The organism is Klebsiella sp. JB_Kp042 (assembly GCF_040065275.1).
Lineage (GTDB): Bacteria > Pseudomonadota > Gammaproteobacteria > Enterobacterales > Enterobacteriaceae > Klebsiella > Klebsiella quasipneumoniae.
In genome coordinates, this window is sequence record NZ_JBEAJL010000117.1 from 44,624 (window position 1) to 70,672 (window position 26,049).

Annotated in this window: 24 protein-coding genes; 11 read left to right on the forward strand and 13 right to left on the reverse strand. The window is 59.8% G+C overall.

Features of this window, described 5'->3' with window-relative positions:
* The first annotated feature begins 307 nt into the window (after positions 1–307).
* Together ABLV54_RS26000 and ABLV54_RS26005 are read left to right on the forward strand one after the other, a co-directional pair.
* Positions 308–2,041: an alpha,alpha-trehalase gene (locus tag ABLV54_RS26000; RefSeq protein ID WP_135704179.1), complete on the forward strand. Its 1,734-nt coding sequence runs from the start codon at positions 308–310 to the stop codon at positions 2,039–2,041.
* A gap of 255 nt (positions 2,042–2,296) precedes the next feature.
* A complete protein-coding gene (locus tag ABLV54_RS26005; protein ID WP_064157417.1) occupies positions 2,297–4,417 on the forward strand; it encodes a TonB-dependent siderophore receptor in 2,121 nt (706 codons plus the stop codon).
* A gap of 41 nt (positions 4,418–4,458) precedes the next feature.
* Here ABLV54_RS26005 and emtA read toward each other — a convergent pair whose 3' ends face one another.
* A complete protein-coding gene (gene emtA / locus ABLV54_RS26010; protein ID WP_002910846.1) occupies positions 4,459–5,070 on the reverse strand; it encodes a membrane-bound lytic murein transglycosylase EmtA in 612 nt (203 codons plus the stop codon).
* 175 nt (positions 5,071–5,245) lie between these two features.
* Between emtA and ldcA the strand changes: the two genes are divergently transcribed.
* Positions 5,246–6,160, forward strand: coding sequence for a muramoyltetrapeptide carboxypeptidase (ldcA, locus tag ABLV54_RS26015; protein WP_226563725.1), 915 nt, complete (start codon positions 5,246–5,248; stop codon positions 6,158–6,160).
* 92 nt (positions 6,161–6,252) lie between these two features.
* Positions 6,253–7,986, forward strand: a complete 1,734-nt coding sequence (locus ABLV54_RS26020) for a potassium/proton antiporter (protein ID WP_348814249.1) — start codon at positions 6,253–6,255, stop codon at positions 7,984–7,986.
* Positions 7,987–8,002: 16 nt separating this feature from the next.
* On the opposite strand, the gene dadX is transcribed toward ABLV54_RS26020, so the two are convergent.
* The 3 genes from dadX to ABLV54_RS26035 all read right to left on the reverse strand — a co-directional run bounded on the left by dadX (position 8,003) and on the right by ABLV54_RS26035 (position 10,626).
* Positions 8,003–9,073, reverse strand: a complete 1,071-nt coding sequence (dadX, locus tag ABLV54_RS26025) for a catabolic alanine racemase DadX (RefSeq protein ID WP_226563729.1) — start codon at positions 9,071–9,073, stop codon at positions 8,003–8,005.
* 9 nt (positions 9,074–9,082) lie between these two features.
* Positions 9,083–10,381: a D-amino acid dehydrogenase gene (locus tag ABLV54_RS26030; RefSeq protein WP_044523951.1), complete on the reverse strand. Its 1,299-nt coding sequence runs from the start codon at positions 10,379–10,381 to the stop codon at positions 9,083–9,085.
* A 98-nt stretch (positions 10,382–10,479) separates the two neighbouring features.
* The gene (locus tag ABLV54_RS26035) at positions 10,480–10,626 is read right to left on the reverse strand and encodes a hypothetical protein (protein ID WP_171996945.1); all 147 of its coding nucleotides are present in this window, start codon (positions 10,624–10,626) and stop codon (positions 10,480–10,482) included.
* A gap of 76 nt (positions 10,627–10,702) precedes the next feature.
* On the opposite strand from ABLV54_RS26035, the gene ABLV54_RS26040 reads away from it, so the two are divergent.
* Complete coding sequence (locus tag ABLV54_RS26040) at positions 10,703–12,235, forward strand: SpoVR family protein (protein ID WP_004203310.1); 1,533 nt, start codon at positions 10,703–10,705, stop codon at positions 12,233–12,235.
* Positions 12,236–12,309: 74 nt separating this feature from the next.
* Here the strand turns inward: ABLV54_RS26040 and fadR are convergent, their stop codons facing one another.
* Complete coding sequence (gene fadR, locus ABLV54_RS26045) at positions 12,310–13,029, reverse strand: fatty acid metabolism transcriptional regulator FadR (RefSeq protein WP_004203311.1); 720 nt, start codon at positions 13,027–13,029, stop codon at positions 12,310–12,312.
* 248 nt (positions 13,030–13,277) lie between these two features.
* Here fadR and nhaB point away from each other — a divergent pair, with 248 nt between their 5' ends.
* The 3 genes from nhaB (at position 13,278) to ABLV54_RS26060 (ending at position 15,982) form a co-directional block, all read left to right on the forward strand.
* Positions 13,278–14,828: a sodium/proton antiporter NhaB gene (gene nhaB / locus ABLV54_RS26050; RefSeq protein ID WP_205425515.1), complete on the forward strand. Its 1,551-nt coding sequence runs from the start codon at positions 13,278–13,280 to the stop codon at positions 14,826–14,828.
* 128 nt (positions 14,829–14,956) lie between these two features.
* Positions 14,957–15,487, forward strand: a complete 531-nt coding sequence (gene dsbB, locus ABLV54_RS26055; RefSeq protein WP_004203315.1) for a disulfide bond formation protein DsbB — start codon at positions 14,957–14,959, stop codon at positions 15,485–15,487.
* 150 nt (positions 15,488–15,637) lie between these two features.
* Positions 15,638–15,982 (forward strand): DUF1971 domain-containing protein, encoded by a 345-nt coding sequence (locus tag ABLV54_RS26060; protein ID WP_032453353.1) that lies wholly within the window; start codon positions 15,638–15,640, stop codon positions 15,980–15,982.
* A 6-nt stretch (positions 15,983–15,988) separates the two neighbouring features.
* Here ABLV54_RS26060 and ABLV54_RS26065 read toward each other — a convergent pair whose 3' ends face one another.
* The 3 genes from ABLV54_RS26065 to ABLV54_RS26075 form a co-directional block, all read right to left on the reverse strand.
* The gene (locus ABLV54_RS26065) at positions 15,989–16,435 is read right to left on the reverse strand and encodes a YcgN family cysteine cluster protein (RefSeq protein WP_017900197.1); all 447 of its coding nucleotides are present in this window, start codon (positions 16,433–16,435) and stop codon (positions 15,989–15,991) included.
* Positions 16,436–16,529: 94 nt separating this feature from the next.
* Entirely contained in the window at positions 16,530–17,189 is a 660-nt protein-coding gene (locus tag ABLV54_RS26070; RefSeq protein WP_023290208.1) for a fumarylacetoacetate hydrolase family protein, read from the reverse strand.
* Positions 17,190–17,205: 16 nt separating this feature from the next.
* On the reverse strand, positions 17,206–17,487 hold the full coding sequence (locus tag ABLV54_RS26075) for a YcgL domain-containing protein (RefSeq protein WP_004203320.1): 282 nt from the start codon (positions 17,485–17,487) through the stop codon (positions 17,206–17,208).
* 126 nt (positions 17,488–17,613) lie between these two features.
* On the opposite strand from ABLV54_RS26075, the gene minC reads away from it, so the two are divergent.
* From minC to minE, 3 genes are read left to right on the forward strand one after another with little or no spacing between them, the layout of a single operon-like run.
* Entirely contained in the window at positions 17,614–18,312 is a 699-nt protein-coding gene (minC, locus tag ABLV54_RS26080; protein ID WP_023290209.1) for a septum site-determining protein MinC, read from the forward strand.
* Between the two features lie 23 nt (positions 18,313–18,335).
* Positions 18,336–19,148 (forward strand): septum site-determining protein MinD, encoded by an 813-nt coding sequence (gene minD / locus ABLV54_RS26085; RefSeq protein WP_002910900.1) that lies wholly within the window; start codon positions 18,336–18,338, stop codon positions 19,146–19,148.
* Positions 19,149–19,151: 3 nt separating this feature from the next.
* The gene (gene minE, locus ABLV54_RS26090; RefSeq protein ID WP_004103270.1) at positions 19,152–19,421 is read left to right on the forward strand and encodes a cell division topological specificity factor MinE; all 270 of its coding nucleotides are present in this window, start codon (positions 19,152–19,154) and stop codon (positions 19,419–19,421) included.
* A gap of 78 nt (positions 19,422–19,499) precedes the next feature.
* Here the strand turns inward: minE and rnd are convergent, their stop codons facing one another.
* From rnd to ABLV54_RS26115, 5 genes are all read right to left on the reverse strand, one after another.
* Positions 19,500–20,615, reverse strand: coding sequence for a ribonuclease D (rnd, locus tag ABLV54_RS26095; RefSeq protein WP_226563737.1), 1,116 nt, complete (start codon positions 20,613–20,615; stop codon positions 19,500–19,502).
* A gap of 81 nt (positions 20,616–20,696) precedes the next feature.
* Positions 20,697–22,382, reverse strand: coding sequence for a long-chain-fatty-acid--CoA ligase FadD (gene fadD, locus ABLV54_RS26100; protein ID WP_085551111.1), 1,686 nt, complete (start codon positions 22,380–22,382; stop codon positions 20,697–20,699).
* Positions 22,383–22,587: 205 nt separating this feature from the next.
* Positions 22,588–23,169: a Slp family lipoprotein gene (locus ABLV54_RS26105; RefSeq protein ID WP_032453356.1), complete on the reverse strand. Its 582-nt coding sequence runs from the start codon at positions 23,167–23,169 to the stop codon at positions 22,588–22,590.
* A 38-nt stretch (positions 23,170–23,207) separates the two neighbouring features.
* Positions 23,208–23,903, reverse strand: a complete 696-nt coding sequence (gene tsaB / locus ABLV54_RS26110) for a tRNA (adenosine(37)-N6)-threonylcarbamoyltransferase complex dimerization subunit type 1 TsaB (protein WP_023290213.1) — start codon at positions 23,901–23,903, stop codon at positions 23,208–23,210.
* A 145-nt stretch (positions 23,904–24,048) separates the two neighbouring features.
* Positions 24,049–25,959 (reverse strand): ATP-dependent DNA helicase, encoded by a 1,911-nt coding sequence (locus ABLV54_RS26115; protein WP_226563732.1) that lies wholly within the window; start codon positions 25,957–25,959, stop codon positions 24,049–24,051.
* Between the last annotated feature and the right edge of the window lie 90 nt (positions 25,960–26,049).

Genomic DNA, 26,049 nt, shown 5'->3' on the forward strand with positions numbered 1-26,049 from the left:
GGGCGACGATTTTTGCGCCATGGTGGACGCCAGCGCCGTCAGCCGGTGTGCCGCAGGCCGGGCCTCACAACCCTTCTCGATCCGCTGGTATTCGCCTCCAGCGCGCCGTGGCCAGTGGCCCGGGCTCCTTGGCTTGCCGGTAAGCCTAATCGCGTTGCCGGCGGTTGTAGCAGAAAACCAGGCAGGTAAATCCTCTGTTTTCGCGCAAAATGTTACCCCTGACACGCGCAGCGGCAGATATTCGTCTAAGGTTTTTGGATGGCCAAACGTCGTGGCCCGCAGTCGATAATGATAAGGAGAACTCCCCATGACGAGTACTGATGCACATCGTCCCGCTGCTTTGCCCTGTTCCCTGCGCCTGGCGATCGGCGGCGCCCTGCTCGCCCTGATGAGCCTGAATGTCCAGGCGGAAGACGGCAAAACCGCGCCGCCACCCTCGCCGGATATTCTGCTGGGCCCGTTGTTTAATGATGTCCAGAGCGCAAAGCTCTTTGCCGATCAAAAAACCTTCGCCGACGCGATCCCTAACAGCGATCCGCTGATGATCCTTGCCGATTACCGGATGCAAAAAAACCAGGCCAGCTTCGACCTGCGCCACTTCGTCGAGCTGAACTTCACGCTGCCGAAAGAGAACGACACCTATGTGCCGCCCAAAGGGCAAACCCTGCGTCAGCATATCGACGGCCTGTGGCCGGTCCTGACCCGCAGCACCGTCGAGGTGGAAAAGTGGGACTCGCTGCTGCCGCTGCCTAAGCCCTACGTGGTCCCCGGAGGACGCTTTCGCGAAGTCTATTACTGGGACAGCTATTTCACCATGCTGGGTCTTGCCGAAAGCGGTCACTGGGATAAAGTCGAAGATATGGTCGCCAACTTCGCCGCGGAAATTGACACCTGGGGCCATATCCCCAACGGTAACCGCACCTATTACCTCAGCCGTTCGCAGCCCCCCTTCTTCTCCTTTATGGTAAGCCTGCTGGCGACGCACGATGGCGACCAGGTGCTGAAAACCTACCAGCCGCAGCTGGAGAAAGAGTATCGCTACTGGATGGCCGGGGCGGACGCGCTGGCTCCCGGCAGCGCCGACAAACGGGCGGTGCGGATGGCCGATGGCGCGCTGCTCAACCGCTACTGGGACGATAACGACACCCCGCGCCCCGAGTCCTGGCTTGACGACGTCAAAACCGCCAAAAGCAACCCGAATCGTCCGGCCACCGAGATCTATCGCGACCTGCGCTCCGCCGCCGCTTCCGGCTGGGATTTCAGCTCCCGCTGGATGGACAATCCGCAGCAGCTCGCCACCATTCGCACCACCTCGATTGTTCCGGTCGATCTCAATGCCCTGATGTTCCATCTGGAGAAAACCCTCGCCCGCGCCAGTAAAGCTGCGGGGGACAGCGCTGGCGCTACGCGGTACGATGCGCTGGCCAACACCCGCCAGCAGGCTATCGAGAAATACCTGTGGAATGAAAAAGAGGGGTGGTACGCCGATTACGATCTGAAAAGCCACAAGGTGCGCAATCAGCTGACCGCCGCGGCGCTGTTCCCGCTGTACGTCAATGCCGCGTCACGCGAGCGGGCGACGAAAGTGGCGGCCGCCGCCAAGTCGCGGCTGCTCAAACCCGGCGGGCTGACCACCACCACCATCAACAGCGGCCAGCAGTGGGACGCCCCCAACGGCTGGGCGCCGCTGCAGTGGGTGGCCGTCGAGGGGCTGCAAAACTATGGCCAGCAGAAGATCGCCATGGAGGTCAGTTGGCGTTTCCTGACCAACGTGCAGCATACCTATGACAGCAAACAAAAGCTGGTGGAGAAGTATGATGTGAGTTCGACCGGCACCGGCGGCGGCGGTGGGGAATATCCACTGCAGGACGGTTTTGGCTGGACCAACGGCGTCACCCTTAAGATGCTGGACCTGATCTGTCCGCAGGAGAAACCCTGCGATGCGCTGCCCGCCACCCGTCCGGCGACAACGCCTTCACTACAGGACAAACCCGCCGCTAACGACCCCGCCCCTGCGGCACCGCAAAAGACCGGCTCCTGACGCTGTTCCGCTTCCCCCTACCAAAATCGGTAGGGGTGAAGCGGTCTCCCTGGTCACGACCCTCCCGCGCAGGGCCATTCTGCGGCTCGCGGGAAACACCTCTCCACCCCCTCGCGCTGAACAGGTCACCTTTTCGCTTGATTGCACAAATACAAACAATAATAATTCGCATTACTTTTTAACGAATAATGACAGATTCGTTTTTCCCGCGGCGGCGTACAGGAGTACCAGACCGCGCTGGTTCAGGATGATCTTATGAACGTGGCTATTTCTCGAAAACGCCCGGGGCTGCTGTACGCCCTCGCGGTCGCACTTCCCTTCACCGCGCAGGCCGAAGAGACGGTGGTGGTGACGGCCAGCCCGCCGGCGTCTGCCAGCGCGCCGACTGAAGGCTATAGCGCCAGCACCTCGCTCGGGGCGACGAAAACCGACCAGCCGTTAATCACCACCGCCCAGTCGGTGTCGGTTGTCACCCGCCAGCAGATGGCGGATCAGGGGGCGAATACCATCAGCCAGGCGCTGGAATATACCCCAGGGGTCTATTCCAGCTTCGGCGGCGGCGCCACCCGGTTTGACGCCATCTCCCTGCGCGGCTACCACGGCGGCGACGTCGATAACCTGTTCCTCGACGGCATGCGCCTGATGAGCGACGGCGGCAGCCATAACGTTGTGCAGATCGACCCATGGTTTATCGAACGCGTCGATGTGATCCGCGGCCCCTCCTCCGCGCTCTACGGGCAAAGCGTGCCGGGCGGCGTGGTCAACCTGACCTCCAAGCGCCCGCAGTTCAGTCAGCAGGGCCACGTCCGCCTGACTGGCGGAACGCAAAATACCAAAGGCGCGGCCTTCGATTACACCGACGCCATCAATGAGCAGTGGGCATGGCGGCTGATCGGTATGACCCGCAGCAGCGACACGCAGTATGACCATACCCGCGAAGAGCGCTACGCCATTTCGCCTTCCCTGCTGTGGCAGCCGGACAGCGACACCTCGCTGCTGCTGCGCGCCTATCTGCAAAAAGATCCTTCCGGCGGCTATCATGGCTCTTTGCCGCTGGACGGCACCCGCTACGCGCACAATGGCCGTAAGCTCTCCACCAGCACCAACGAGGGCGATCCGGGAGATGGCTATCAGCGCCGCCAGCAGATCTACAGCTATGAGTTTGACCACCAGTTCACCGACGTCTGGTCGGTCTATTCCGCCGGGAGCTACACCCACACCAACGTCTCCCTCGATCAGGTCTACCAGGTCGGCTGGATAGATGACAGCGATAGGCTGGCCCGCGGCTACAGCGGCTCGCGCGGTTCGCTGGACGGCTGGTCAACCGATAACCGCCTGCGCGCCGATTTCAATACTGGCGATCTGGCGCATACCCTGATCCTCGGCGCCGAATATCATCGCTTCCGCAACGATCTGTGGACCGGCGCCGGCGGCGCGGCGCCGCTTAACCCGTTTACCGGCTATACCGCCCAGACCGGGCATACTGTGACCTACAGCGATGACAATAATCGCCGCTATTACCAGACCGGGCTGTATCTACAGGATGAGATGGTCTGGGACCGCTGGCATATGGATGTTTCCGCCCGCTATGACCGCATCGTTTCCCAGCAGGTCAGCGACACCCAGGGCACCTCAAACCGCCGTTCAGACGACCATATCAGCGGCCGCGCCTCGCTGTTGTACGCTCTGGACAACGGGCTTTCACCCTATCTGAGCTACAGTCAGGCGATTACCCCGGCGATGCTGCCCGGCGCGGATGGCAAACCGTTGAAACCGACCACCGCCGAACAGTTTGAAGCCGGCCTGAAGTTCCAGCCGCCGGGCAGCAGCGACCTCTACAGCATCGCGATTTACGACCTGACGCAAAAGGATGTCGCCACCCGCGACCCGAACATCGCCACCGCCACCTATATTCCAGCGGGGAAAGTGCATTCCCAGGGCGTCGAACTGGAAGCGCACCATCAGATCACGCCGCAGCTGAGCACTATCGCCTCGTATACCTGGAATCGTCTGCGCTTCCAGGATACTAAGGACGGTACCGACAACAACACGCCGCAGCTGACCCCGGATCAGATGGCCTCCTTCTGGGCGCGCTATCAATTCCCGGCGGGGATCTCGGTGGGCGCCGGCGTCCGCTACATCGGCAAACAGTGGGCGGATGATGCCAACACCGCACGGCTGCCGTCGGTGACGTTGATGGATGCCATGATGCGGGCCGACCTCGGCGTCTGGTCGCCGGGGCTGAAAGGCGCTTATGTGCAGGTTAACGCCAACAATATCGGCAATCGTGAATACGTTTCCGGCTGCTACGGCACCGGCAACTGCTACTGGGGAGCTGAGCGCAGCGTGATGGCTACCGTCGGCTACGATTTCTGAGGACGTGGCCTCCGGGAGACTCCCGGAGGCCAAACGAGGGATTACATGGCATCCAGCGCTTTCTGCAGCTTCCAGATATAGCGCGGCGCCTGCGGAGCCGGGTGTTTTTTCACCACATGCTCGAAGAACTCATCGGCGTCGAGATCGTTAATCTCCTCGATGGCGTCCTGCCGGTTTGACGAGAAGGTGCGCAGCAGCGCGCCCGCGCCGTTGGCGTAGGAGACCACCACCGCGTAGCGCATCACCTGCGGGTCTTTGATCCCCGCCAGCGGGCCGTTTTCCAGAATGCTCAGATAGGCGGCCCCCATCGAGATATTCCGTTCCGGGTTTTTCAGCTCGCTGACCGACGGCTCGCCGCGCCAGCCCATCCGCCGGTAGACATCGCGTCCGGAGGTCGACGGCTTAAGCTGCATCAGCCCGACGGCGCCGGATTTACTCACTACCGCAGGGTTACCGCCCGACTCGATGGCGATGATCGCCGTGATCAGCTGCGGATCCACGCCCCAGGCGGCGCCAGCTTTTTCACTGATCGGCATCCACTGCATCGCCCGCTTCACCGGGACCTCGGGGTTCCACGGCGGATTGGTGTAATCATGTTTCGAACTACAACCGGCAAGAAAAACGACTAAAATAAGCAACCATCTCAATTTCACACATCTATCCTTATCTACCCAAACGCCATCATGCTGCAGAACGACGGCAGCGGTACGACCCCCGCCCGCCGACAGCCAGAAGGATGACGGGTGCGGACTGAAGTTAGCCACCTGGAGATGACAATCGCCATTCCAGGCGGCATCATAACCCTTTCATTCATAGCAAGGAATTATCATGTCTCAGTTTTATCTGGTCGCGCCATCCGGTTATTGCATCAACCAGCAGGCGGCGGCCCGCGGCGTCGAGCGTCTGCAGCAGGCCGGACACGAGGTGGCCCACCAGCAGGTCATTCCCCGCCGGCTGCAGCGTTTCGCCGGGACTGAACATGAACGGCTGGCCGATATTAACCAGCTTGCCCAGCTGCCCGGGCGCAACCGGATCGTCCTCGCGGTGCGCGGCGGCTACGGCGCCAGTCGTCTGCTGCCGCATATCGACTGGCAGGGGCTGATTGCCCGCCAGCAGCGCGACCCGCTGCTGATTTGCGGCCACAGCGATTTCACCGCCATCCAGTCGGGCCTGCTGGCCCTGGGCAATGTCGTCACCTTCAGCGGGCCGATGCTCGCGGGCAACTTCGGCGCGGAGACCCTCGATCCGTTTACCGAACACCATTTCTGGCAGGCGCTGCGCCAGCCGGAATTCACCCTCGAATGGCCGGGCGAAGGGCCGAACTGCCGGGTGGAAGGCACCCTGTGGGGCGGGAATCTGGCGATGCTGACCTCGCTTATCGGCACCCCGTGGCTGCCGGCGATCCGCGACGGCATCCTGGTGGTGGAGGATATCAATGAGCACCCGTTCCGCGTCGAACGCATGCTGCTTCAGCTGTTGCACAGCGGCGTACTGGCGGCGCAGAGGGCGGTGATCTTCGGCAGCTTCACCGGCGGCACGCCGAACGACTATGACGCGGGTTACGACCTGCCGCAGGTCTTTGATTACCTGCGCCAGCAGCTCTCTGTTCCGATGATTAGCGGACTGGAGTTTGGTCACGAGCAGCGCACGGTGACCCTGCCGCTGGGGGGGCGCGCGCGGCTGGTGAATCAGGCGGCGGCCACCACCCTGACAATCAGCGGCCACCCGGTGCTGGCAGAATAAATTTGTCAGACGCATAGGCGGATCCCCTGCGAATTGTTAAAATAGTGTCACTTTTAGCCATTTTTTCACGCCAGTCAGGGAGTACGTGAACATTGGACGCCGCTGCGGTCATTAGTCTGTTTATTCTGGGTTCTGTTTTAGTAACCTGCAGTATCTTATTGAGCTCCTTTTCTTCTCGCCTTGGCATCCCGATTCTGGTCATCTTTCTGGCTATCGGGATGCTGGCAGGCATTGACGGCATCGGCGGCATCCCCTTCGACAACTACCCCTTCGCCTACATGGTGAGTAACCTGGCGCTGGCGGTGATCCTGCTGGACGGCGGGATGCGCACCCAGGCCAGCTCCTTTCGCGTCGCGCTGTGGCCGGCGCTGTCGCTGGCGACGGTCGGGGTGCTGATCACTTCGGCGCTCACCGGGATGATGGCGGCCTGGCTGTTCAAACTGGATATGATCGAAGGCCTGCTGATCGGCGCCATTGTCGGCTCCACCGACGCCGCAGCGGTCTTCTCGCTGCTCGGCGGCAAGGGGCTCAACGAGCGCGTCGGCTCGACGCTGGAAATTGAGTCAGGCAGTAACGACCCGATGGCGGTTTTCCTGACCATCACCCTGATCGAAATGATCCAGCAGCACCAGACCGGCCTCAGCTGGATGTTCGCCGTGCATATCATTCAACAGTTTGGCCTCGGGATCGTCATCGGCCTCGGCGGCGGCTACCTGCTGCTGCAGATGATCAACCGCATCGTGCTGCCCGCCGGGCTCTATCCGCTGCTGGCGCTGAGCGGCGGGATCATGATTTTCGCCGTCACCACCACCCTCGACGGCAGCGGTATCCTCGCCGTCTATCTCTGCGGCTTTTTGCTGGGCAACCGGCCGATCCGCAACCGGCACGGTATCCTGCAGAACTTCGACGGTCTGGCGTGGCTGGCGCAAATCGCCATGTTCCTGGTGCTGGGCATGCTGGTGACGCCCTCCGACCTGCTGCCGATCGCTATCCCGGCGCTGCTGCTGTCGATGTGGATGATTTTCATTGCCCGTCCGCTGTCGGTGTTTGCCGGTCTGCTGCCGTTCCGCGGGTTTAACCTCCGTGAACGGGTGTTTATCAGCTGGGTTGGCCTGCGCGGCGCGGTGCCGATTATTCTCGCGGTGTTCCCGATGATGGCCGGCCTGGACAACGCCCGCCTGTTCTTCAATGTCGCCTTCTTCGTGGTGCTGGTGTCGCTGCTGCTGCAGGGCACCTCGCTATCGTGGGCGGCGAAAAAAGCCAAAGTGGTGGTGCCGCCCATCAGCTGGCCCATCTCCCGCGTCGGGCTGGATATTCACCCGGAAAACCCGTGGGAGCAGTTCGTCTACCAGCTGGGGGCCGATAAATGGTGCATCGGCGCGGCGCTGCGCGACCTGCATATGCCGCCGGAGACGCGGATTGCCGCGCTGTTTCGCAACAATGCCCTGCTGCACCCCACCGGCAGCACCCGCCTGCGGGAAGGCGATATCCTGTGCGTCATTGGCCGGGAACACGACCTGCCTGCGCTGGGCAAAATGTTCAGCCAGTCGCCGCCGGTGGCGCTCGATCAGCGCTTTTTCGGCGACTTTATCCTTGATGCCGGGGCCCGCTTCGCCGATGTGGCGCAAATCTACGGCATCGACGGCGGAGAGGAGTTCCGCGAACATCAGCAGTCGCTGGGGGAAGTGGTTCAGCAGCTGCTGGGCGCCGCGCCGGTGGTGGGCGACCAGGTGGAGTTCGCCGGGATGGTGTGGACAGTAGCGGAAAAAGAGAACGATCACGTGCTGAAGGTAGGGGTCCGGGTCGCGGAAGACGAGGCGGAGTGATCCGCCCCGGAATACGTTACAGGGTCACAACCGGCACCCGCGGCGCCAGGGCGCACATCAGCTCATAGCCGACGGTGCCGCAGCTGGCCGCCACGTCGTCGATTTTAATCTCTTTGCCCCACAGTTCGACCGGCGCGCCAATCCCGGCCTGCGGACAGGGGGTTAAATCGACCGCCAGCATATCCATCGACACGCGCCCGACGGTGGTGGTCCGCACGCCGTCCACCAGCACCGGCGTGCCGCTCGGCGCCACCCGCGGATAGCCGTCGGCATAGCCGCAGGCGACAATGCCGATCCGCTGCTCCTGGGTGGTGCGATACAGGCCGCCATAGCCAATCGCCTCGCCGGGGCGCAGGTTCTGCACGGCGATGATTTCGCTGCGCAGGGCCATCACCGGCTTCAGGCCGGTGTTCGCGATGTCCTGCCACTGCCCTGAGGGCGACGCGCCATACAGCACGATGCCCGGTCGAACCCAGTCAAAATGCGCTTCCGGATGCCAGAGGGTCGCCGCCGAGTTAGCCAGCGAGCGCGGGCAATCCAGTCCCTCCGCCGCTTGTTCAATACGGCGCATCGGCTCGACAATCCCCTGCGGGTTCTCCGCCTCCGCGAAGTGCGACATCAGCGTCATCTCGCCGACGTTGCTTATTGCCCGCAGCTGCTGCCAGACGGTATGCACCCGCTCCGGCATAAAGCCCAGCCGGTTCATGCCGCTGTTCACCTTGAGATAGATATCCAGCGGCGCGCGCAGCTTCGCCTGCTGCAGCGCCTTAATCTGCCAGTTGCTGTGAACGCTGGTGGTTAAGCGATATTGATCCAGCACCGCCAGCTCATCGGCATGGAAGAAGCCCTCCAGCAGCAGGATCGGACCTTTCCAGCCCTGCTCGCGCAACAGGATCGCCTCTTCCAGGTTGAGCAAGGCGAAACCATCCGCCGCGCTCAACGCACTCCATACCCGCGCCGCGCCATGGCCATAAGCATTAGCTTTGACCACCGCCCACAGGCGCGACCCGGGGGCCGCGCGACGCACTATCTGTAAATTCTGCCGCAAGGCCAGCAGGTCGATGCTGGCCACTACCGGACGGGTCATGCAAGCTCCTTAGTTGTGTGCGCCATGCAGATGCTGCGGACGCGCCGGGGTGAACCCGGGGCTGTAGCGGGCGACCGCCAGATCGTCGTAAGGGATCGCCGGCGTGCGGCCGGAGATCAAATCGCTGATAAGCTGCCCTGAGCCGCAGGCCATGGTCCAGCCGAGGGTACCGTGACCGGTGTTGAGCCACAGGTTTTTAAACGCCGTGCGCCCGACCACCGGCGTGCCGTCCGGCGTCATCGGCCGCAGGCCGGTCCAGAAGGTGGCCTGCTCAACGTGGCCGCCGCGCGGGAACAGGTCGCGCACCACCATTTCCAGAGTTTCCCGACGCGGCTGCAGCAGCGCTTTGTTAAAACCGACGATCTCGGCCATACCGCCGACGCGAATGCGCTGATCGAAACGGGTGATGGCGATTTTATACGTCTCATCAAGGATAGTGGAAACCGGCGCGCCGTCTTCCTGGGCAATCGGGATGGTTAACGAATAGCCTTTCAGCGGGTAGACCGGAATATCCACCAGCCCCTTGAGCATCGCCGTCGAGTAGGAGCCGAAGGCCATCACATAGGCGTCGCCTTTGATAATCTCATCGCCGCATTTCACCCCGGCAATGCGATCGCCCTCCTGCAGCAGGGCGTCCACCGGGGTGTTGAAGCGGAAAGTGACCCCGGCCTGTTCCGCCATCGCCGCCAGACGGGTGGTAAACAGCTGGCAGTCGCCGGTTTCATCGTTTGGCAGGCGCAGGCCGCCGGTCAGTTTGTGGCTGACCTCCGCCAGCGCGGGCTCCACTTCCGCCAGCCGCTTCGCCTCCAGCAGCTGATACGGCACGCCGGCGTCCTCCAGCACCGCGATGTCGCGGGTGGCGTTTTCATACTGTTTGGCGGTACGGAACAGCTGCAGCGTCCCGCCCTGACGCCCTTCATACTGAATGCCGGTGGTGTCGCGCAGCGCCTTCAGGCAGTCACGGCTGTACTCCGCCAGGCGCACCATCCGGCCTTTGTTCTCCATATAGTGGCGGGTGTCGCAGTTGCGCAGCATCTGCCACATCCACTTCAGCTGGAACGACGTGCCGTCAAGGCCGATCGCCAGCGGCGCATGGCGCTGGAACATCCATTTTATCGCCTTCAGCGGCACCCCCGGCGCCGCCCAGGGCGCCGCATAGCCGGGAGAAATCTGCCCGGCGTTGGCCGCGCTGGTCTCCTCTGCCGGACCGGGCTGACGGTCGATAACCGTCACCTCATGACCCGCCTGACTCAAATACCACGCGCTGGCTACCCCAACCACCCCACTTCCCAGTATGACGACACGCATAGCGACTCCGTAACAGTTAAAGAACAATCATCTAATTACAAATTGATAACTCAGATGAAAATATTATTCAACATACGCTTTATTTATGGTGACTTAACTCACAGCAAACCGCACCAGCACTGCGCTGTGAGATTTACGATCTCATGCTGCGCTTTATTTTTACCCAGCATTATATTCTGTAAATAAGCGCAAAAAACGGCTTTGAGATGGGGAAATCGCGAAGAAAAGCGATTGGCTGACAACACAGTTTGCTGTGCGGTGTTCTATGCTTGTTTAGAGGTTTTCCGTTCAGAGAAAACCAACAACAACGAGGGCGCGCTAATGGCTACGATTGACTCCATGAACAGGGACACCACCCGTTTAAGCGATGGACCCGACTGGACGTTTGAGTTACTGGAGACCTACCTGGCCGAAGTGGACCGGGTCGCTAAGCTCTATCGTCTTGACACCTACCCGCACCAGATCGAAGTCATTACTTCCGAGCAGATGATGGACGCCTACTCCAGCGTCGGCATGCCCATCAACTATCCGCACTGGTCGTTCGGCAAAAAATTCATTGAGACCGAGCAGGCCTATAAGCACGGCCAGCAGGGCCTGGCGTATGAGATTGTCATCAACTCCAACCCCTGTATCGCCTACCTGATGGAAGAAAACACCATCACCATGCAGGCGCTGGTGATGGCGCACGCCTGCTACGGGCATAACTCGTTCTTTAAAAACAATTACCTGTTTCGCAGCTGGACCGACGCCAGCTCAATCATCGACTACCTGATCTTCGCCCGCAAATACATTACCGAGTGCGAAGAACGCTATGGCGTCGACGAAGTGGAGAAACTGCTCGACTCCTGCCATGCGCTGATGAACTACGGCGTCGACCGCTATAAACGTCCGCAAAAAATCTCTCTGCAGGAGGAGAAGGCGCGGCAGAAAAGCCGGGAAGAGTATCTGCAGAGCCAGGTGAATATGCTGTGGCGCACCCTGCCGAAGCGCGAAGAGGAGAAGGCGATTGAGTCCGCCCGCCGCTACCCTTCCGAACCGCAGGAGAACCTGCTGTACTTTATGGAGAAGAACGCCCCGCTGCTGGAATCGTGGCAGCGCGAGATCCTGCGCATCGTGCGCAAAGTCAGCCAGTATTTCTACCCGCAGAAACAGACCCAGGTGATGAACGAGGGGTGGGCCACCTTCTGGCACTACACCATCCTCAATCATCTCTATGACGAAGGGAAAGTGACCGAGCGCTTTATGCTGGAGTTTCTCCACAGCCACACGAACGTGGTGTTCCAGCCGCCATACAACAGTCCGTGGTACAGTGGGATTAACCCCTACGCGCTGGGCTTCGCCATGTTCCAGGACATCAAGCGCATCTGCCAGTCGCCCACCGAAGAGGACAAGTACTGGTTCCCGGATATCGCCGGTTCCGACTGGCTGGAAACGCTGCATTTCGCCATGCGCGACTTCAAGGATGAGAGCTTTATCAGCCAGTTCCTGTCGCCGAAGATCATGCGCGATTTCCGCTTCTTCACGGTGCTCGACGACGACCACAACAATTATCTCGAGATCTCGGCGATCCACAACGAAGAGGGCTATCGCGAGATCCGCAACAAGCTCTCAGCGCAATATAACCTCAGCAATCTTGAGCCGAATATCCAGGTGTGGAACGTTGACCTGCGCGGCGACCGCTCGCTGACGTTGCGCTATGTGCCGCACAACCGCGTCCCGCTGGACAAAGGGCGGCGCGAAGTGCTGAAACATGTGCATCGTCTGTGGGGGTTCGATGTGCTGCTGGAGCAGCAGAACGCCGACGGCAGCATTGAGCTACTGGACCGCTGCCCGGCGCGGCCGAACGCGCTATAGCTTTGCGGGACGTATAAAACGACGAAGGGGGCCATCGGCCCCCTTATTGTGTTTATCGATGGCGAATAGCCAGCTTAACGCACATTCATGGCTAAATCGCCGGGCAGCGATTTCTGCATCCGGTGCCAGATCTCGCCGCTGTCATGGCCGTAGCGACGCACCAGCTCATACACCTGATCGTGCAGGCCGCCTTCGCACACCTTCGCCAGCTGATGATAAAAGCCCAGCGCCAGGCTGCGCGCTTCCGGGCTGGAGAAATAGTGGCGGCCAATGCGGGTATACAGCCCCTTCATGCCGTTGAGGATCAGACCATAGATCGGATTGCCGGAGGCGAACGCCAGACCGCGGAAAATGTTGTAATCGAGGTCGGCGAAAGCGTCGGCGTGATCTTCCACTTCCCGGGCGCTGTCCAGCACCGCCAGCGCTTTATCCGGATGCTGACGGAACGCGGTGCGAATAAAAATCGTGGAAATATTGGTGCGCACGGAGAGCAGGTTATCAATCAGCTGCGGGACGCTGTCGTGATCGAGACGCGCCAGCGTTTCAAGGATATTCAGTCCGGAGGTCTCCCAGAAGTTGTTCACTTTGGTGGGTTTGCCGTGCTGAATGGTCAACCAGCCGTCACGCGCCAGACGCTGCAACACTTCGCGCAGAGTGGTGCGGGTGACACCGATCAGCTCAGAAAGCTCGCGTTCAGCGGGGAGAATCGATCCAGGTGGGAAGCGGTTATTCCAGATGCTCTCAATGATATACTCTTCCGCGAAACCCGCAGGGCTCTGCGCCTTAATGACCATAATAATATTTCCATTACACATTGTTGCAATTGCACTCATCATACCAGAGCCGCTATAGCGCAGATAGCATCGCAAGTGAATTAAAAAGGGATCGCCGTTTCATTTTCCGTTTTTACTTTTCGCTTTTCCTTCTCTCCCGTAACCGCCGCCGCGCTGCGAAGAAAGTTGCTTCTCATTTTGCTCAGCTGATACTCTTGCCAATCGTTACGCACAAAATCATGTACTAATTGACGGGGAAGGATTCTGTCGTGGAAATTTCTTATGGCCGCGCGCTGTGGCGCAATTTTCTTGGCCAGTCGCCTGACTGGTACAAGCTGGCATTAATTATTTTCTTAATCATCAATCCGCTGGTGTTCGCCTTAGCGCCGTTTGTCGCCGGCTGGCTGCTGGTGGTTGAGTTTATCTTTACCCTCGCCATGGCGCTGAAGTGCTATCCACTGCTGCCGGGGGGGCTGCTGGCATTTGAAGCGGTGCTGATCGGCATGACCAGCTCGGGTCATGTGCGGGAAGAGATCGCCAGCAACCTGGAAGTGCTGCTCCTGCTGATGTTCATGGTGGCGGGCATCTACTTTATGAAGCAGCTGCTGCTCTTCGTCTTTACGCGCCTGCTGCTCGGCATCCGCAGCAAAATGCTGCTGTCGCTGGCCTTCTGCCTGGCCGCCGCCTTCCTCTCCGCCTTTCTCGATGCGCTCACCGTGGTGGCGGTGGTGATTAGCGTCGCCGTCGGGTTTTACGGCATCTATCACCGCGTCGCCTCGGCGCGCCCCGACGATAGCGATGTGCAGGACGACAGCCATATCGATCAGCACTACCGCGAGGTGCTGGAGCAGTTCCGCGGTTTTCTGCGCAGCCTGATGATGCACGCCGGCGTCGGTACCGCGCTCGGCGGCGTCATGACCATGGTCGGCGAGCCGCAAAACTTGATTATCGCCAAAGCGGCGGGCTGGCATTTTGGCGAATTCTTCATTCGCATGTCGCCCATCACGCTGCCGGTGCTGGTCTGCGGGCTGCTGACCTGTCTGCTGGTGGAAAAGTATCGCCTGTTTGGCTACGGCGAACCGCTGCCGCCGGCGGTCCGAAAGGTGCTGCAGGACTTTGACGATCGCAGCCGCGCGCAGCGCAGTCGTCAGGAACGGCTGCGGCTGATTGCCCAGGCGCTGATTGGCGTCTGGCTGATCGCAGCCCTCGCATTGCACCTTGCCGAAGTCGGCCTCATTGGCCTGTCGGTGATCATTCTCGCTACCACCTTTACCGGCGTGACCGATGAACATGCGATTGGCAAGGCGTTCACCGAGGCGTTGCCCTTCACCGCGCTGCTGACGGTATTCTTTGCCGTCGTGGCGGTGATCATCGACCAGCAGCTGTTCACGCCGGTCATCGAGTTTGTTCTGCAGGCCTCGCCGCACGCGCAGCTGTCGCTGTTTTATCTGTTTAACGGCCTGCTGTCGTCCATCTCGGATAACGTTTTTGTCGGTACGGTCTACATCAACGAAGCGAAAACCGCCCTCGAGCATGGCGCCATCAGCCTGAAGCAGTTTGAGATGCTGGCGGTGGCGATCAACACCGGCACCAACCTGCCGTCAGTGGCCACCCCGAACGGCCAGGCGGCATTCCTCTTCCTGCTGACTTCCGCGCTGGCGCCGCTTATCCGGCTCTCCTATGGCCGCATGGTGTGGATGGCTCTGCCCTACACCCTCGTGCTGACGCTGGTCGGCCTGCTGTGCGTCGAGTTCACCCTGATGCCGGTCACCGAATGGTTGCTGGCTCACGGCTGGCTGGTTACCCCCACCCTGCCCTGATCCACCTGTCGCCCGGGTTCGCCCGGGCGATTCAATAACCAGTTACGTAATATTTTCCGCCGGGCCGCTGGCGTCGGTTCGGTTTTCGTTTACACTGCCATGATTTAGCATCTTCCAGGGAAATGATTATGTTGCAATATTTAAACCAGTGCTCGCGGGGACGCGGCGCCTGGCTCCTGATGGCATTGACCGCGTTCATTCTCGAACTCGTCGCGCTGTGGTTCCAGCACGTGATGCTGCTGCAGCCGTGTGTGATGTGCATTTATGAACGCTGCGCCCTGTTTGGCATCATGGGCGCGGGGCTGGTGGGCGCCATTGCCCCCAAAACGCCGCTGCGCTATGTCGCCATGCTGATTTGGCTGTACAGCGCGGTACGTGGGCTGCAGCTGGCGTGGGAACATACGATGATCCAGTTGCACCCATCGCCGTTCCAAACCTGTGATTTCGCCGCCCGCTTCCCGAGCTGGCTGCCGCTGGATAAATGGTTGCCGCAGGTGTTTGTCGCGTCCGGCGACTGTTCGGTACGCCAGTGGCAGTTCCTGTCGCTGGAGATGCCGCAATGGCTGGTGGGCATTTTCGCGGCCTATCTGGTGGTGGCTATCCTGGTGATCGTTGCTCAGCCTTTTAAAGCGAAAAAGCGCGATCTGTTTGGCCGCTAAGCCGCTGTGAGTCCCGCGCATCATGAAACGCCCTCCGGGGCGTTTTTTTGTGCCTGCTGTTCATCGCTGAATCGTTTCCTGTCTGTGGTTGACCACGGCCATCAAAAGATGCATATTAAATACATCTTATATAGCCCCACAGGAGCTCACATGTCATCTTTACTGATCCCCGCAGACTGGAAAGTTAAACGCTCCACCCCGTTCTTTACCAAAGAGAACGTCCCCGCCGCCCTGCTGAGCCACCACAACACCGCAGCCGGCGTCTTCGGTCAGCTGTGCGTCATGGAAGGTACGGTGACCTATTACGGTTTTGCCAATGAACAGGCGACGGAGCCGGAGAAAAAAGTCGTCATTCATGCCGGGCAGTTTGCCACCAGTCCGCCGCAGTACTGGCACCGCGTCGAACTCAGCGACGATGCCCGCTTCAATATTCACTTCTGGGTGGCGGATGAAACCGACGGTGAAAACGGGCTGTTCCACGCGAAAAAAGCGTGACGGCGCTTACCGCGCCCTGTCAGGCAGATTAAGGATGTGGTCCTGCCAGTCGACAACGGTGGACTCGGGCACCGCAATATGACGGACGGAGATGCGTTCGCCGTGCATCGCCGCTTTTGAGCCGGTCAGCAGCGGGTGCCAGGCCGGCAGAGGCTTGCCTTCCGCCAGCAGGCGATAGGCGCAGGTTGGCGGCAGCCATTCGAAAGTCGGCAGATTTTCGCGCGTGAGCTTGATGCAGTCCGGCTCATATTCGAAGCGACGCTCGTAGTTACGGCACTGGCAGGTTTTGATATTGAGCTGACGGCAGGCGACGTTGGTGAAGTAGATCTCATCGGTATCTTCATCCATCAGCTTATGCAGGCAGCACTGGCCGCAACCGTCACACAGCGATTCCCACTCCGCGTCGGTCATGTCATCCAGGGTTTTTTGTTGCCAGAAAGGTTGTTCGCTCATCGAAGTGTCCGTCGTTGCCAGTTAAGGGTGCACCTTATAACCAGTCTGGCACGACGATGCAAGTTTTGCCGCCCCAAAAGGCGGCAAACCACGCTTACAGTACCCGGGTGGTGAGCGACAGGCCGTTGAAGCCGACCACCAGCTCGTCGCCGCTGTGCAGCGGCCCTACCCCTTCCGGGGTGCCGGTGAGGATCACGTCCCCGGCTTTGAGAGTAAAGAAGCGCGACATATAGGCGATCAGCGGCACGATCTTATGGATCATGTCGGCGGTGGTGCCCTGCTGGCGCACCTCGCCGTTAATCTTCAGGCTTAACGGCGTATTCTGCGGGTCGCCGTGGAACTCGGCGGCCGGAATAAAGCCGGAGATCGGACAGGCGTTATCGAAGCCTTTGGCTTTTTCCCACGGCTGCCCGGCCTTTTTCATCTTCGCCTGCAGGTCGCGCAGGGTGAGATCCAATGCGACGCCATAGCCGGCAATCCCTTTCTGCACATGCTCTTCCGTCGCCTGACGCAGCGTACCGCCGATCAGCACCGCCAGCTCGACTTCGTGATGCACCGAGCCCAGCCCCTCAGGAAGCACCAACGGCTGACGGAGATCGCACAGCGCGCTCTCAGGTTTAATAAACAGCACCGGCTCTTCCGGCGTCGCACTGCCCATTTCCTTGATGTGCTTTGCATAATTACTGCCGACGCAAACCACTTTGCTCACCGGATAATCCAGGAGCGCTCCCTGCCAGTTATGATGTTGGTACATTATTTTCCCTCGTGGGTTAATCGGATTGTTTCCCCTGTTCCGCCAGGTGTTTCTTTAGTAGATTTTCAGACGGCGGAGGAAGTTGCAGGTAATAGCCCTGTTCGCTTAACGCCTGTTTCACTTTTTCCAGGTCGGCGTTAACCAGTTTTTTGCGCCCATCCAGCGGCAGCAGCATCGCCATTTGCGGCGTGCCGAAGCCGCGCATCAGCTCGTCAGGAACGCGTGAGAAATCGTCCTTTTTTTCGACGTATAAATAGGTTTGTTCACGTTTAGTACTTCGATAGATCACACAAAACATAGTTTTACTCGGAATTAGACCCGTGGTCACTTGCCTCAATATATGAGTGACTATAACATGCCTTTTAGTCTTCGGAATATCACCGCACTTCGGCGGTCGATAAACAGCAAATTGAGTAAGGCCAGGATGTCAAATACGCCAATCGAACTTAAAGGCAGTAGCTTCACGTTATCTGTCGTTCATTTGCACGATGCAAATCCCGAGGTTATTCGTCAGGCGTTAGAAGACAAAATCGCCCAGGCTCCCGCCTTTTTACGCCATGCTCCGGTGGTGGTGAATATCGCCAGCGTCGAGGAGAGTGTCGAATGGCGCGCCGTCAACGAGGCTATCGCCGCGACCGGTTTACGTATTATGGGCGTCAGCGGATGCAAAATCCCGCGCCTGAAAACCGAAATCGACCGCGCCGGTATCCCGTTATTAACCGAAGGGAAAGAAAAAGCCCCTCGTCCGGCACCGTCCGAACCCGCCCCGCCGCCGCCAGTTGCTAACCAGATCACAAAAACGCGTTTGATTGACCAGCCGGTACGTTCCGGTCAGCGCATTTATGCGCCACACTGTGATCTTATTGTTACAAATCATGTGAGTGCCGGCGCGGAACTTATCGCTGACGGCAATATCCATGTATATGGCATGATGCGAGGACGCGCATTGGCAGGCGCCGGTGGCGACAGAGACGCCCAGATATTTTGTACCCACCTTGCGGCGGAGCTGGTCTCCATCGCCGGGGAATATTGGCTGAGCGATAACATCCCGGCCGAATTTTATGGCAAAGCGGCACGCCTGCGTTTAGGCGAAAGCGCTTTGACAATTCAACCGTTAAATTAATCCCTTTTTAACAAGGAATTTCTATGGCACGCATTATTGTTGTGACTTCGGGTAAAGGGGGCGTTGGCAAGACCACCTCCAGCGCGGCCATCGCTACAGGTTTGGCCCAGAAGGGAAAGAAAACCGTCGTTATCGACTTCGACATCGGCCTGCGTAACCTCGACCTGATTATGGGCTGCGAACGTCGCGTCGTTTATGATTTCGTCAACGTCATCCAGGGCGATGCCACATTGAACCAGGCGCTGATCAAAGATAAGCGCACGGAAAACCTCTACATTCTCCCGGCTTCCCAGACCCGGGATAAAGACGCCCTGACCCGCGAAGGCGTCGACAAAGTTCTCGAAGAACTGAAGAAGATGGAGTTCGATTTCATCGTCTGTGATTCCCCGGCAGGCATTGAAACCGGTGCGCTGATGGCGCTCTATTTTGCTGATGAAGCCATTATCACCACCAACCCGGAAGTCTCCTCCGTTCGCGACTCCGACCGTATCCTTGGCATTCTCGCCTCCAAATCCCGCCGCGCGGAAAATGGCGAAGAGCCGATCAAAGAGCACCTGCTGCTGACCCGCTACAATCCAGGCCGCGTCAATAAAGGCGATATGCTGAGCATGGAAGACGTGCTGGAGATTCTGCGCATCAACCTGGTGGGCGTGATCCCGGAAGACCAGTCAGTCCTGCGCGCATCCAACCAGGGTGAGCCCGTGATCCTCGATGCCGCGTCGGACGCAGGCAAAGCCTATGCCGATACCGTTGAACGTCTGCTCGGAGAAGAACGCCCTTTCCGCTTCATTGAAGAAGAGAAGAAAGGATTCCTCAAACGCCTGTTCGGAGGATAAATTATGGCTTTACTCGACTTTTTTCTCTCGCGAAAAAAGAACACGGCTAATATTGCGAAAGAACGCCTGCAAATCATCGTCGCCGAGCGCCGCCGCGGGGACGCGGAGCCGCATTACCTGCCGCAGTTGCGCAAAGATATCCTGGAAGTGATCTGCAAATACGTGCAGATCGACCCGGAAATGGTCAGCGTGCAGCTGGAGCAACGGGACGGTGATATTTCCATTCTTGAGCTGAACGTGACCCTACCCGAAACGGAAGAGTCGAAACCCTGACCTGCTGTTCCATCCCGAAAAAAAAACCGGCTACGCCACGCGCCGCCGGTTTTTATATACCCTGAACCAGACCGCCCGCTAGCGCGGATAGTCGTTTAACAGCCTCTTCAGCCGTTCGGCCATCAGCTCACCACGCCAACCGGAAATCAGCTCAGGCTCAGCGGCCTGCGTTTTCAGCTGCCAGTGCCAGTTCAGCAGCTGGTTGATCTGTCGACGCGACGCCAGCAGCTCCGCGCTTACGCCCTTCTCCGCGCTCACTTCCTGCACCAGCGCTTTAATCTCTTTAAAGGCTTTGCGGTAGCCCGGCATGTCGATCAGATTCTGCAGCGGCGCCGGCAGCGACGACTCCGGCAGCGCCTGGGCTTTCTCGACCAGGCCGATCAGCGTTTTGCCATGGAAGCGAATTTCGCTACCGGACAACCCGAGGCTGTCGAGCTCGCCGAGGCTGGTGGGCATATAGCGCGCCACGCTCCACAGATGCTCTTCCCGCACCACAAAGTTCACCGCCAGGTCGCGCTCACGCGCTTTGCGCAGACGCCACTCCGCCAGCAGCTGCAGGCAGCCCAGCTGGCGGGTACGCAGCTGCCAGGCGTTGCCGATATCGCGCCAGGCCTCGGCCGGGTCGACCACCTCCTGACGGCGCTGCTGCATCAGGCGACATTCGTCCAGTGCCGCCGATAGCCAGCCCGCGCGATCGGTCTCCGCCATTAATTGGCTGGCGATCGGCAGCAGGTACCAGACGTCGGCCGCAGCGTATTCACACTGACGCTCGGTCAGCGGTCGCGCCAGCCAGTCGGTGCGGGATTCGCTTTTGTCCAGCGCGACCCCGGAATACTCTTCCACCATCGAGGCAAAGCCCCAGGACATCGGCCGACCGCAGAAAGCCGCCAGGATCTGGGTGTCGATCAGCGGCTGCGGCATCAGGTTGAACGCGTTGAGGAAGACTTCTAAATCTTCGCTGCCGGCATGCAGATATTTGGTCACATCCGGATTGAGCAGCAGGTCGCGCATCGGCGCCCAGTCGTTAATCGTCAAGGGATCGATCAGAGAGACCTGGTGGCCGTCGAACAGCTGCAGCAGGCCCAGCTGCGGGTAATAGGTGCGGGTACGGACAAATTCCGTATCCAGAGCGACGGCGGAGGCCGCGCTTGCCGCTTCGCAGACAGCGCGCAGGCCATCGTCGGTGGTGATCATCTGATAGTTCAAAGCATACTCTCTTAACTTGCGCCCATAAAAAACGCCGGCGTAGCCGGCGTCTGGCGACTCATTCGTTACTCAGCCTTTATTGTCCACTTTAGCGCGCGCTTCGTCACGCAGTTCTCGCCGCAAAATTTTCCCGACGTTGGATTTCGGCAGTTCGTCACGGAATTCCACCAGTTTCGGCACCTTATAGCCGGTCAAATGGCGTCGGCAGAACGTAATCAGCGCTTCTTCGGTTAACGCGGCATCTTTCTTCACCACGAAGATCTTCACCGCTTCGCCGCTGCTGCCGGACGGCACGCCGATGGCCGCCACCTCCAGCACGCCGCTGTGCTGCATGACCACATCTTCGATTTCATTCGGATAGACGTTAAAACCCGACACCAGGATCATATCTTTTTTCCGATCGACGATGCGCAGGAACCCCTCTTCATCCATCACCGCGATATCCCCGGTGTGCAGCCAGCCGTTCTTGATGATCTCATCCGTCGCGTCAGGTCGCTGCCAGTAGCCCAGCATCACCTGCGGCCCCTTGATACAGAGTTCGCCAGGCTGGCCCGGCGCCACTTCGTTATCGTCATCATCCACCAGTTTGGCTTCGGTGGAAGGCACCGGCAGACCAATGCTGCCGCTGTGGTAGTCGATATCGTGGGGGTTGACGCTGACCAGAGGCGAACACTCGGTCAGTCCGTAGCCCTCAAGCAGATATTGCCCGGTCAGTTTCACCCAGCGCTCAGCCACCGCCTGCTGCACCGGCATGCCGCCGCCGGCGGAGAGGTGCAGCGAGGAGAAATCAAGCTGCTGGAACTCTTTGTTGTTCAGCAAGGCGTTGAACAGGGTATTGACCCCGGTCATGGCGGTAAAGGGATATTTCGCCAGCTCCTTCACCAGTCCGGGTATGTCGCGCGGGTTGGTGATCAGCAGATTCTGCCCGCCCAGCTCGATAAACAGCAGGCAGTTCATGGTGAGGGCGAAAATGTGATACAGCGGCAGCGCGGTCACCACGAACTCTTTGCCGCGATGCAGCAGCGGGCCGTAGGTGGCATTGACCTGCTCGAGGTTGGCCAGCATGTTGCGATGGGTCAGCATCGCCCCTTTAGCCACCCCGGTAGTGCCCCCGGTGTACTGCAGAAACGCCAGATCTTCCGCTACGATCTCCGGCTTCACGTACTGCATGCGATAGCCGTGCTGCAGCGCGCTGCGAAACGAGATGGCATCCGGCAGATGGTACTTCGGCACCAGGCGCTTGATGTACTTGACCACAAAGTTCACCAGCGTGCCTTTGGCGGTGGAGAGCTGATCGCCCATGCGCGTCAGGATCACGTGTTTCACCTGGGTCTTCGCCACCACTTTTTCCAGGGTATGGGCAAAGTTGGAGACGATGACGATCGCCGCCGCGCCGCTGTCGTTGAGCTGATGCTCCAGTTCACGCGGGGTATATAAGGGGTTGACGTTGACCACGATCATCCCGGCGCGCAGGATGCCAAACAGGGCCACCGGATACTGCAGCAGGTTAGGCATCATCAGGGCCACCCGATCGCCCTTCTGTAACCCTAAGCCCTCCTGAAGGTAAGCGGCGAAGGCGCGACTGCGCTCTTCCAGCTTACGGTAGGTCATCACTTCACCCATATTGATAAACGCCGGTTGGTCGGCGTAGCGGGTGGTGGCATGTTCAAACAGTTCAACCAGGGATTGATAGCGGTCAGGATTTATCTCCGCCGGAACATCTGCGGGATAACGGTTTAGCCAAACCTTTTTCACTGCATCACCTCTGAAATAGTTATTCGTCGTCATCACAGCCCCTGGGAAATACATTTTGTTAACATTATATTAACTCAGCGTACCAGTTTATTAATTAGGCAATGAGCAGGTTGCGAAGCGCGTCACTATTTTTTTTCTTATTCGACTGAAAACAAAGAAACAGCGGACTGGCCGCTGTTTCTTTGAACTAACAAAAACAACAAAATCATTCAGTTACAACGTTTCTTACCTCAGCAGGGCCGGGGTTGTACCATCCCCATCCGCCATAGCCGTACCCCCAGGGGCGGGGACCCAGCATCCACGGGTCGATGGGCTGCGGGGGCATCACCACCTGCTGCACCACGTTCCAGCGTTTGTAGCCGGTGGCGTTCATCAGCATAAATTTGTAGGGCGTGCTACCCACTTTGCCATCGACCACCCCGGCAATCGGCCCGACCACGGTCACCAGCTGGCCCCGGAAGTCCACCGGATCGAGGAAGCCGTTAACATCGGCAAAGATTCGCCCGCGCGAGGGTTCGCCCAGTTCCGGCCGCGCACCGCTGTCCAGCGGCACGGTAGCGATTTCTAAGCGGGTTTTACCCTGCTGGTTCTGCACGTTGACCACCTTGCCGCCAAAGCGCGCTTCCTGACCAACGTACAGCTGCGGGGCGTTCATCACCCGCACCAAATCCTGCTGCGGCGTGGGGCTGGTGCCTTTGATGGCATCCGGCACCGATACGCAGCCGCTCAGCGCAACGGCAACCGCCGCGGCCAGCAGCCAGCGAACGCCCTGTTTTTGACCCGCCATGATGCGACTCCTTTTCTCAGTCTTCTTGTTACTGAGATTCACTCGCGGCCCGGAAGTTTCTTCCACGCCACCTCGTTACGCAAATAAACCGGCTCCGCTTTCTCCACGGCCACGGTTTTCCCTGCCGCCAGCAGATAACAGGCTAACGGCAGCATATCCTCTGCCGCCGGCAGTTCAATTTCGCCGCTGCTTAAGGTCAGTCCGCTCTCTTTCGCCAGATCCGGCCACGCCTGCCAGCCGGTGCCGACGGTGGCCCATTCGCCGGAAAGCTGCGCCAGCCGTTCGGCCACCGCGTCCGGTTTGAGCACCGCTTCCGTCTCTTCGCCGTGCCAGACGCCCTGCTCGTCGCGCTGGTACTCAGCCCAGTAGACTTCACCCATCCTGGCGTCAATCGCCGCCAGCACGCGGGTGGCGCCGGTTTTGCGCCAGGCGCCCTGCGCCATGGTGGCCAGCGTGGAAACGCCGATCATCGGCAGCTCCGCGCCGAGCGCCAGCCCCTGGGCGATACCGATGCCAATACGCACGCCGGTAAAGCTGCCCGGGCCGCGGCCAAAGGCCAGCGCGTCCAGCTCGGTCAGGGTGGTGCCGCTCTCGGTGAGAACCTCCTGCACCAGCGGCAGGATACGTTGGGTGTGTTCGCGGGGACAAATTTCGAAATGAGCACTAAGGGTGCCATCATTCCACAGCGCCGCGGAGCAGGCCTCTGTGGCGGTATCGATAGCCAAAATTCGCATGGGTGGTCACGCTCTCGTTACATAGTTCAGGCCTTCAGGCAGCCTGTTTACCGGCAGACGCTCAATCCGTCGCCACACCGCCCGAAGTCTAGTGGGAACCGCTAATTAACAAAATGGCGCGCAGCTTAACACATTTTAGGGCGGATTACCTTGCCGGCGGCACGGCGAGGAAGCGCACTGCCCGGCGGATATCGCGGGTCCGCGGCGCGGGCGGCAGACTGGCCAGGAACACCGCGCCGTAAGGGCGCATCACCAGCCGGTTGTCACAGATAACCAGCACCCCACGGTCGTCGATATCGCGGATCAGCCGGCCCACCCCCTGCTTGAGGGTGATCACCGCGTCCGGGAGCTGCACTTCATCGAACGGATCGCCGCCGCGTAGCCGGCAATCTTCCATCCGCGCTTTCAGCAGCGGGTCGTCCGGCGAGGTAAACGGCAGCTTATCGATGATCACCAGCGACAGCGCGTCTCCGCGCACATCGACCCCTTCCCAGAAGCTGCTGGTGGCCACCAGCAGGGCGTTGCCGGCGCTGACGAACTGCTGCAGCAGCTGGCCTTTACTGGTCTCCCCCTGCAGCAGCACCGGCAGGGTCATGGTGGCGCGGAACTGCTCCGCCAGATCGCGCATCATGGCGTGCGAAGTACACAGCATAAAGCAGCGACCGTCGTTAGCCTCGATCAGCGGTTTAAGCATGGCCGCCAGATGGCGCGCCGCGCCGGGCTGGTTCGGCAGCGGTAGATTACGCGGTACGCAGAGCAGGGCCTGATGCTGATAGTCAAAGGGGCTAGGCAGCAGCAGAGTCTGCGCCTCGTCGATCCCCAGCCGGGCGGTAAAGTGGTGGAGATCGTCATTTACCGACAGCGTCGCCGAGGTAAAGATCCAGCTTCCCGACTTCTGCGCCATCACCTCTTTAAACTTCTCGGCCACGGACAACGGCGTCAGCGCAAGGGTAAAGTGGCGCGAGGTGCACTCATACCAGTAGCTGTAGCCCGGCTGATTGATCTCTTTCAGCCGCTTCAGACGCCCGCGATAAAGCGTGGCGCGCTCAAAGGCGGCGTCGAGCAGCGCCGAGCGCCCCAGCGAGAGTTTGGCGACGTCGTAACACAGTTCAAGAGCATCATCGAGCAGCAGCAGCGCCCGCTGAATGTGGCTGTCCGCCAGCAGCTCGCGCAGGTTGCCGCGGTAGCCCGGGTCCCCCAGCTGCAGGCGAAAATCCTGGGCGCTTTGCGCGAGGCGGTCGGCGCATTTTTGCAGCTGCTGGGTGTCTTTCAGTTCGGTGCGGTAGGCAATGGTGATGTCTTTCGCCAGATCCAGCAGCTGGCGGCTGGAGAGCGACTGGCCAAAGTACTGGCTGGCGATATCCGGCAGCTGATGGGCTTCGTCGAAGATCATCACCTCCGCCTCGGGGATCAGTTCGGCAAAGCCGCTCTCTTTGACCACCATATCGGCAAGAAACAGATGATGGTTGACCACCACCACGTCGGCATCCATCGCTTTTTTACGCGCCTTCACCACGAAGCAATCTTTATACAGCGGGCAATCGCTGCCGAGGCAGTTATCGTTGGTGCTGGTGACCAGCGGCCAGGCCTGGGAATCTTCCGCCACGCTGGCGCAGGTGCTGATATCGCCATCCTGGGTTTGGTTCGACCAGGAGCGCAGGAGGATCACGTCGCTGAGGGTTTGCACCGGCAGATCGCCCCCCGCCAGCGCCTGCTGTTCCAGGCGTTCGAGGCACAGGTAGTTGGAGCGCCCTTTTAGCAGCGCCAGTTTGCCGGTGAATTTGAGCGCTTTGGCGACGGTGGGCAGATCGCGGCTGTAGAGCTGATCCTGCAGCGCTTTCGACCCGGTGGAGATAATCACCTTTTTTTTCGCCCGCAGCGCCGGCGCCAGGTAAGCGTAGGTTTTACCGGTTCCGGTCCCCGCTTCCACCACCAGCGGCCGGGAGGCCTCAATCGCTTCGCTGACCGCCACCGCCATCTGGCGCTGCGGCTCGCGCGGTTTAAATCCCGGTATGGCTTTGGCTAGCTGGCCGTCTGCTGCAAAATCGTCGATCACATTGCCCCCTGGTTATTTGGACAGTGATTATGTCAGGGAGGACGGCGTTTCGCCAGTCCGGGTAGTGACGCGAGCGGAACATTATGGCAG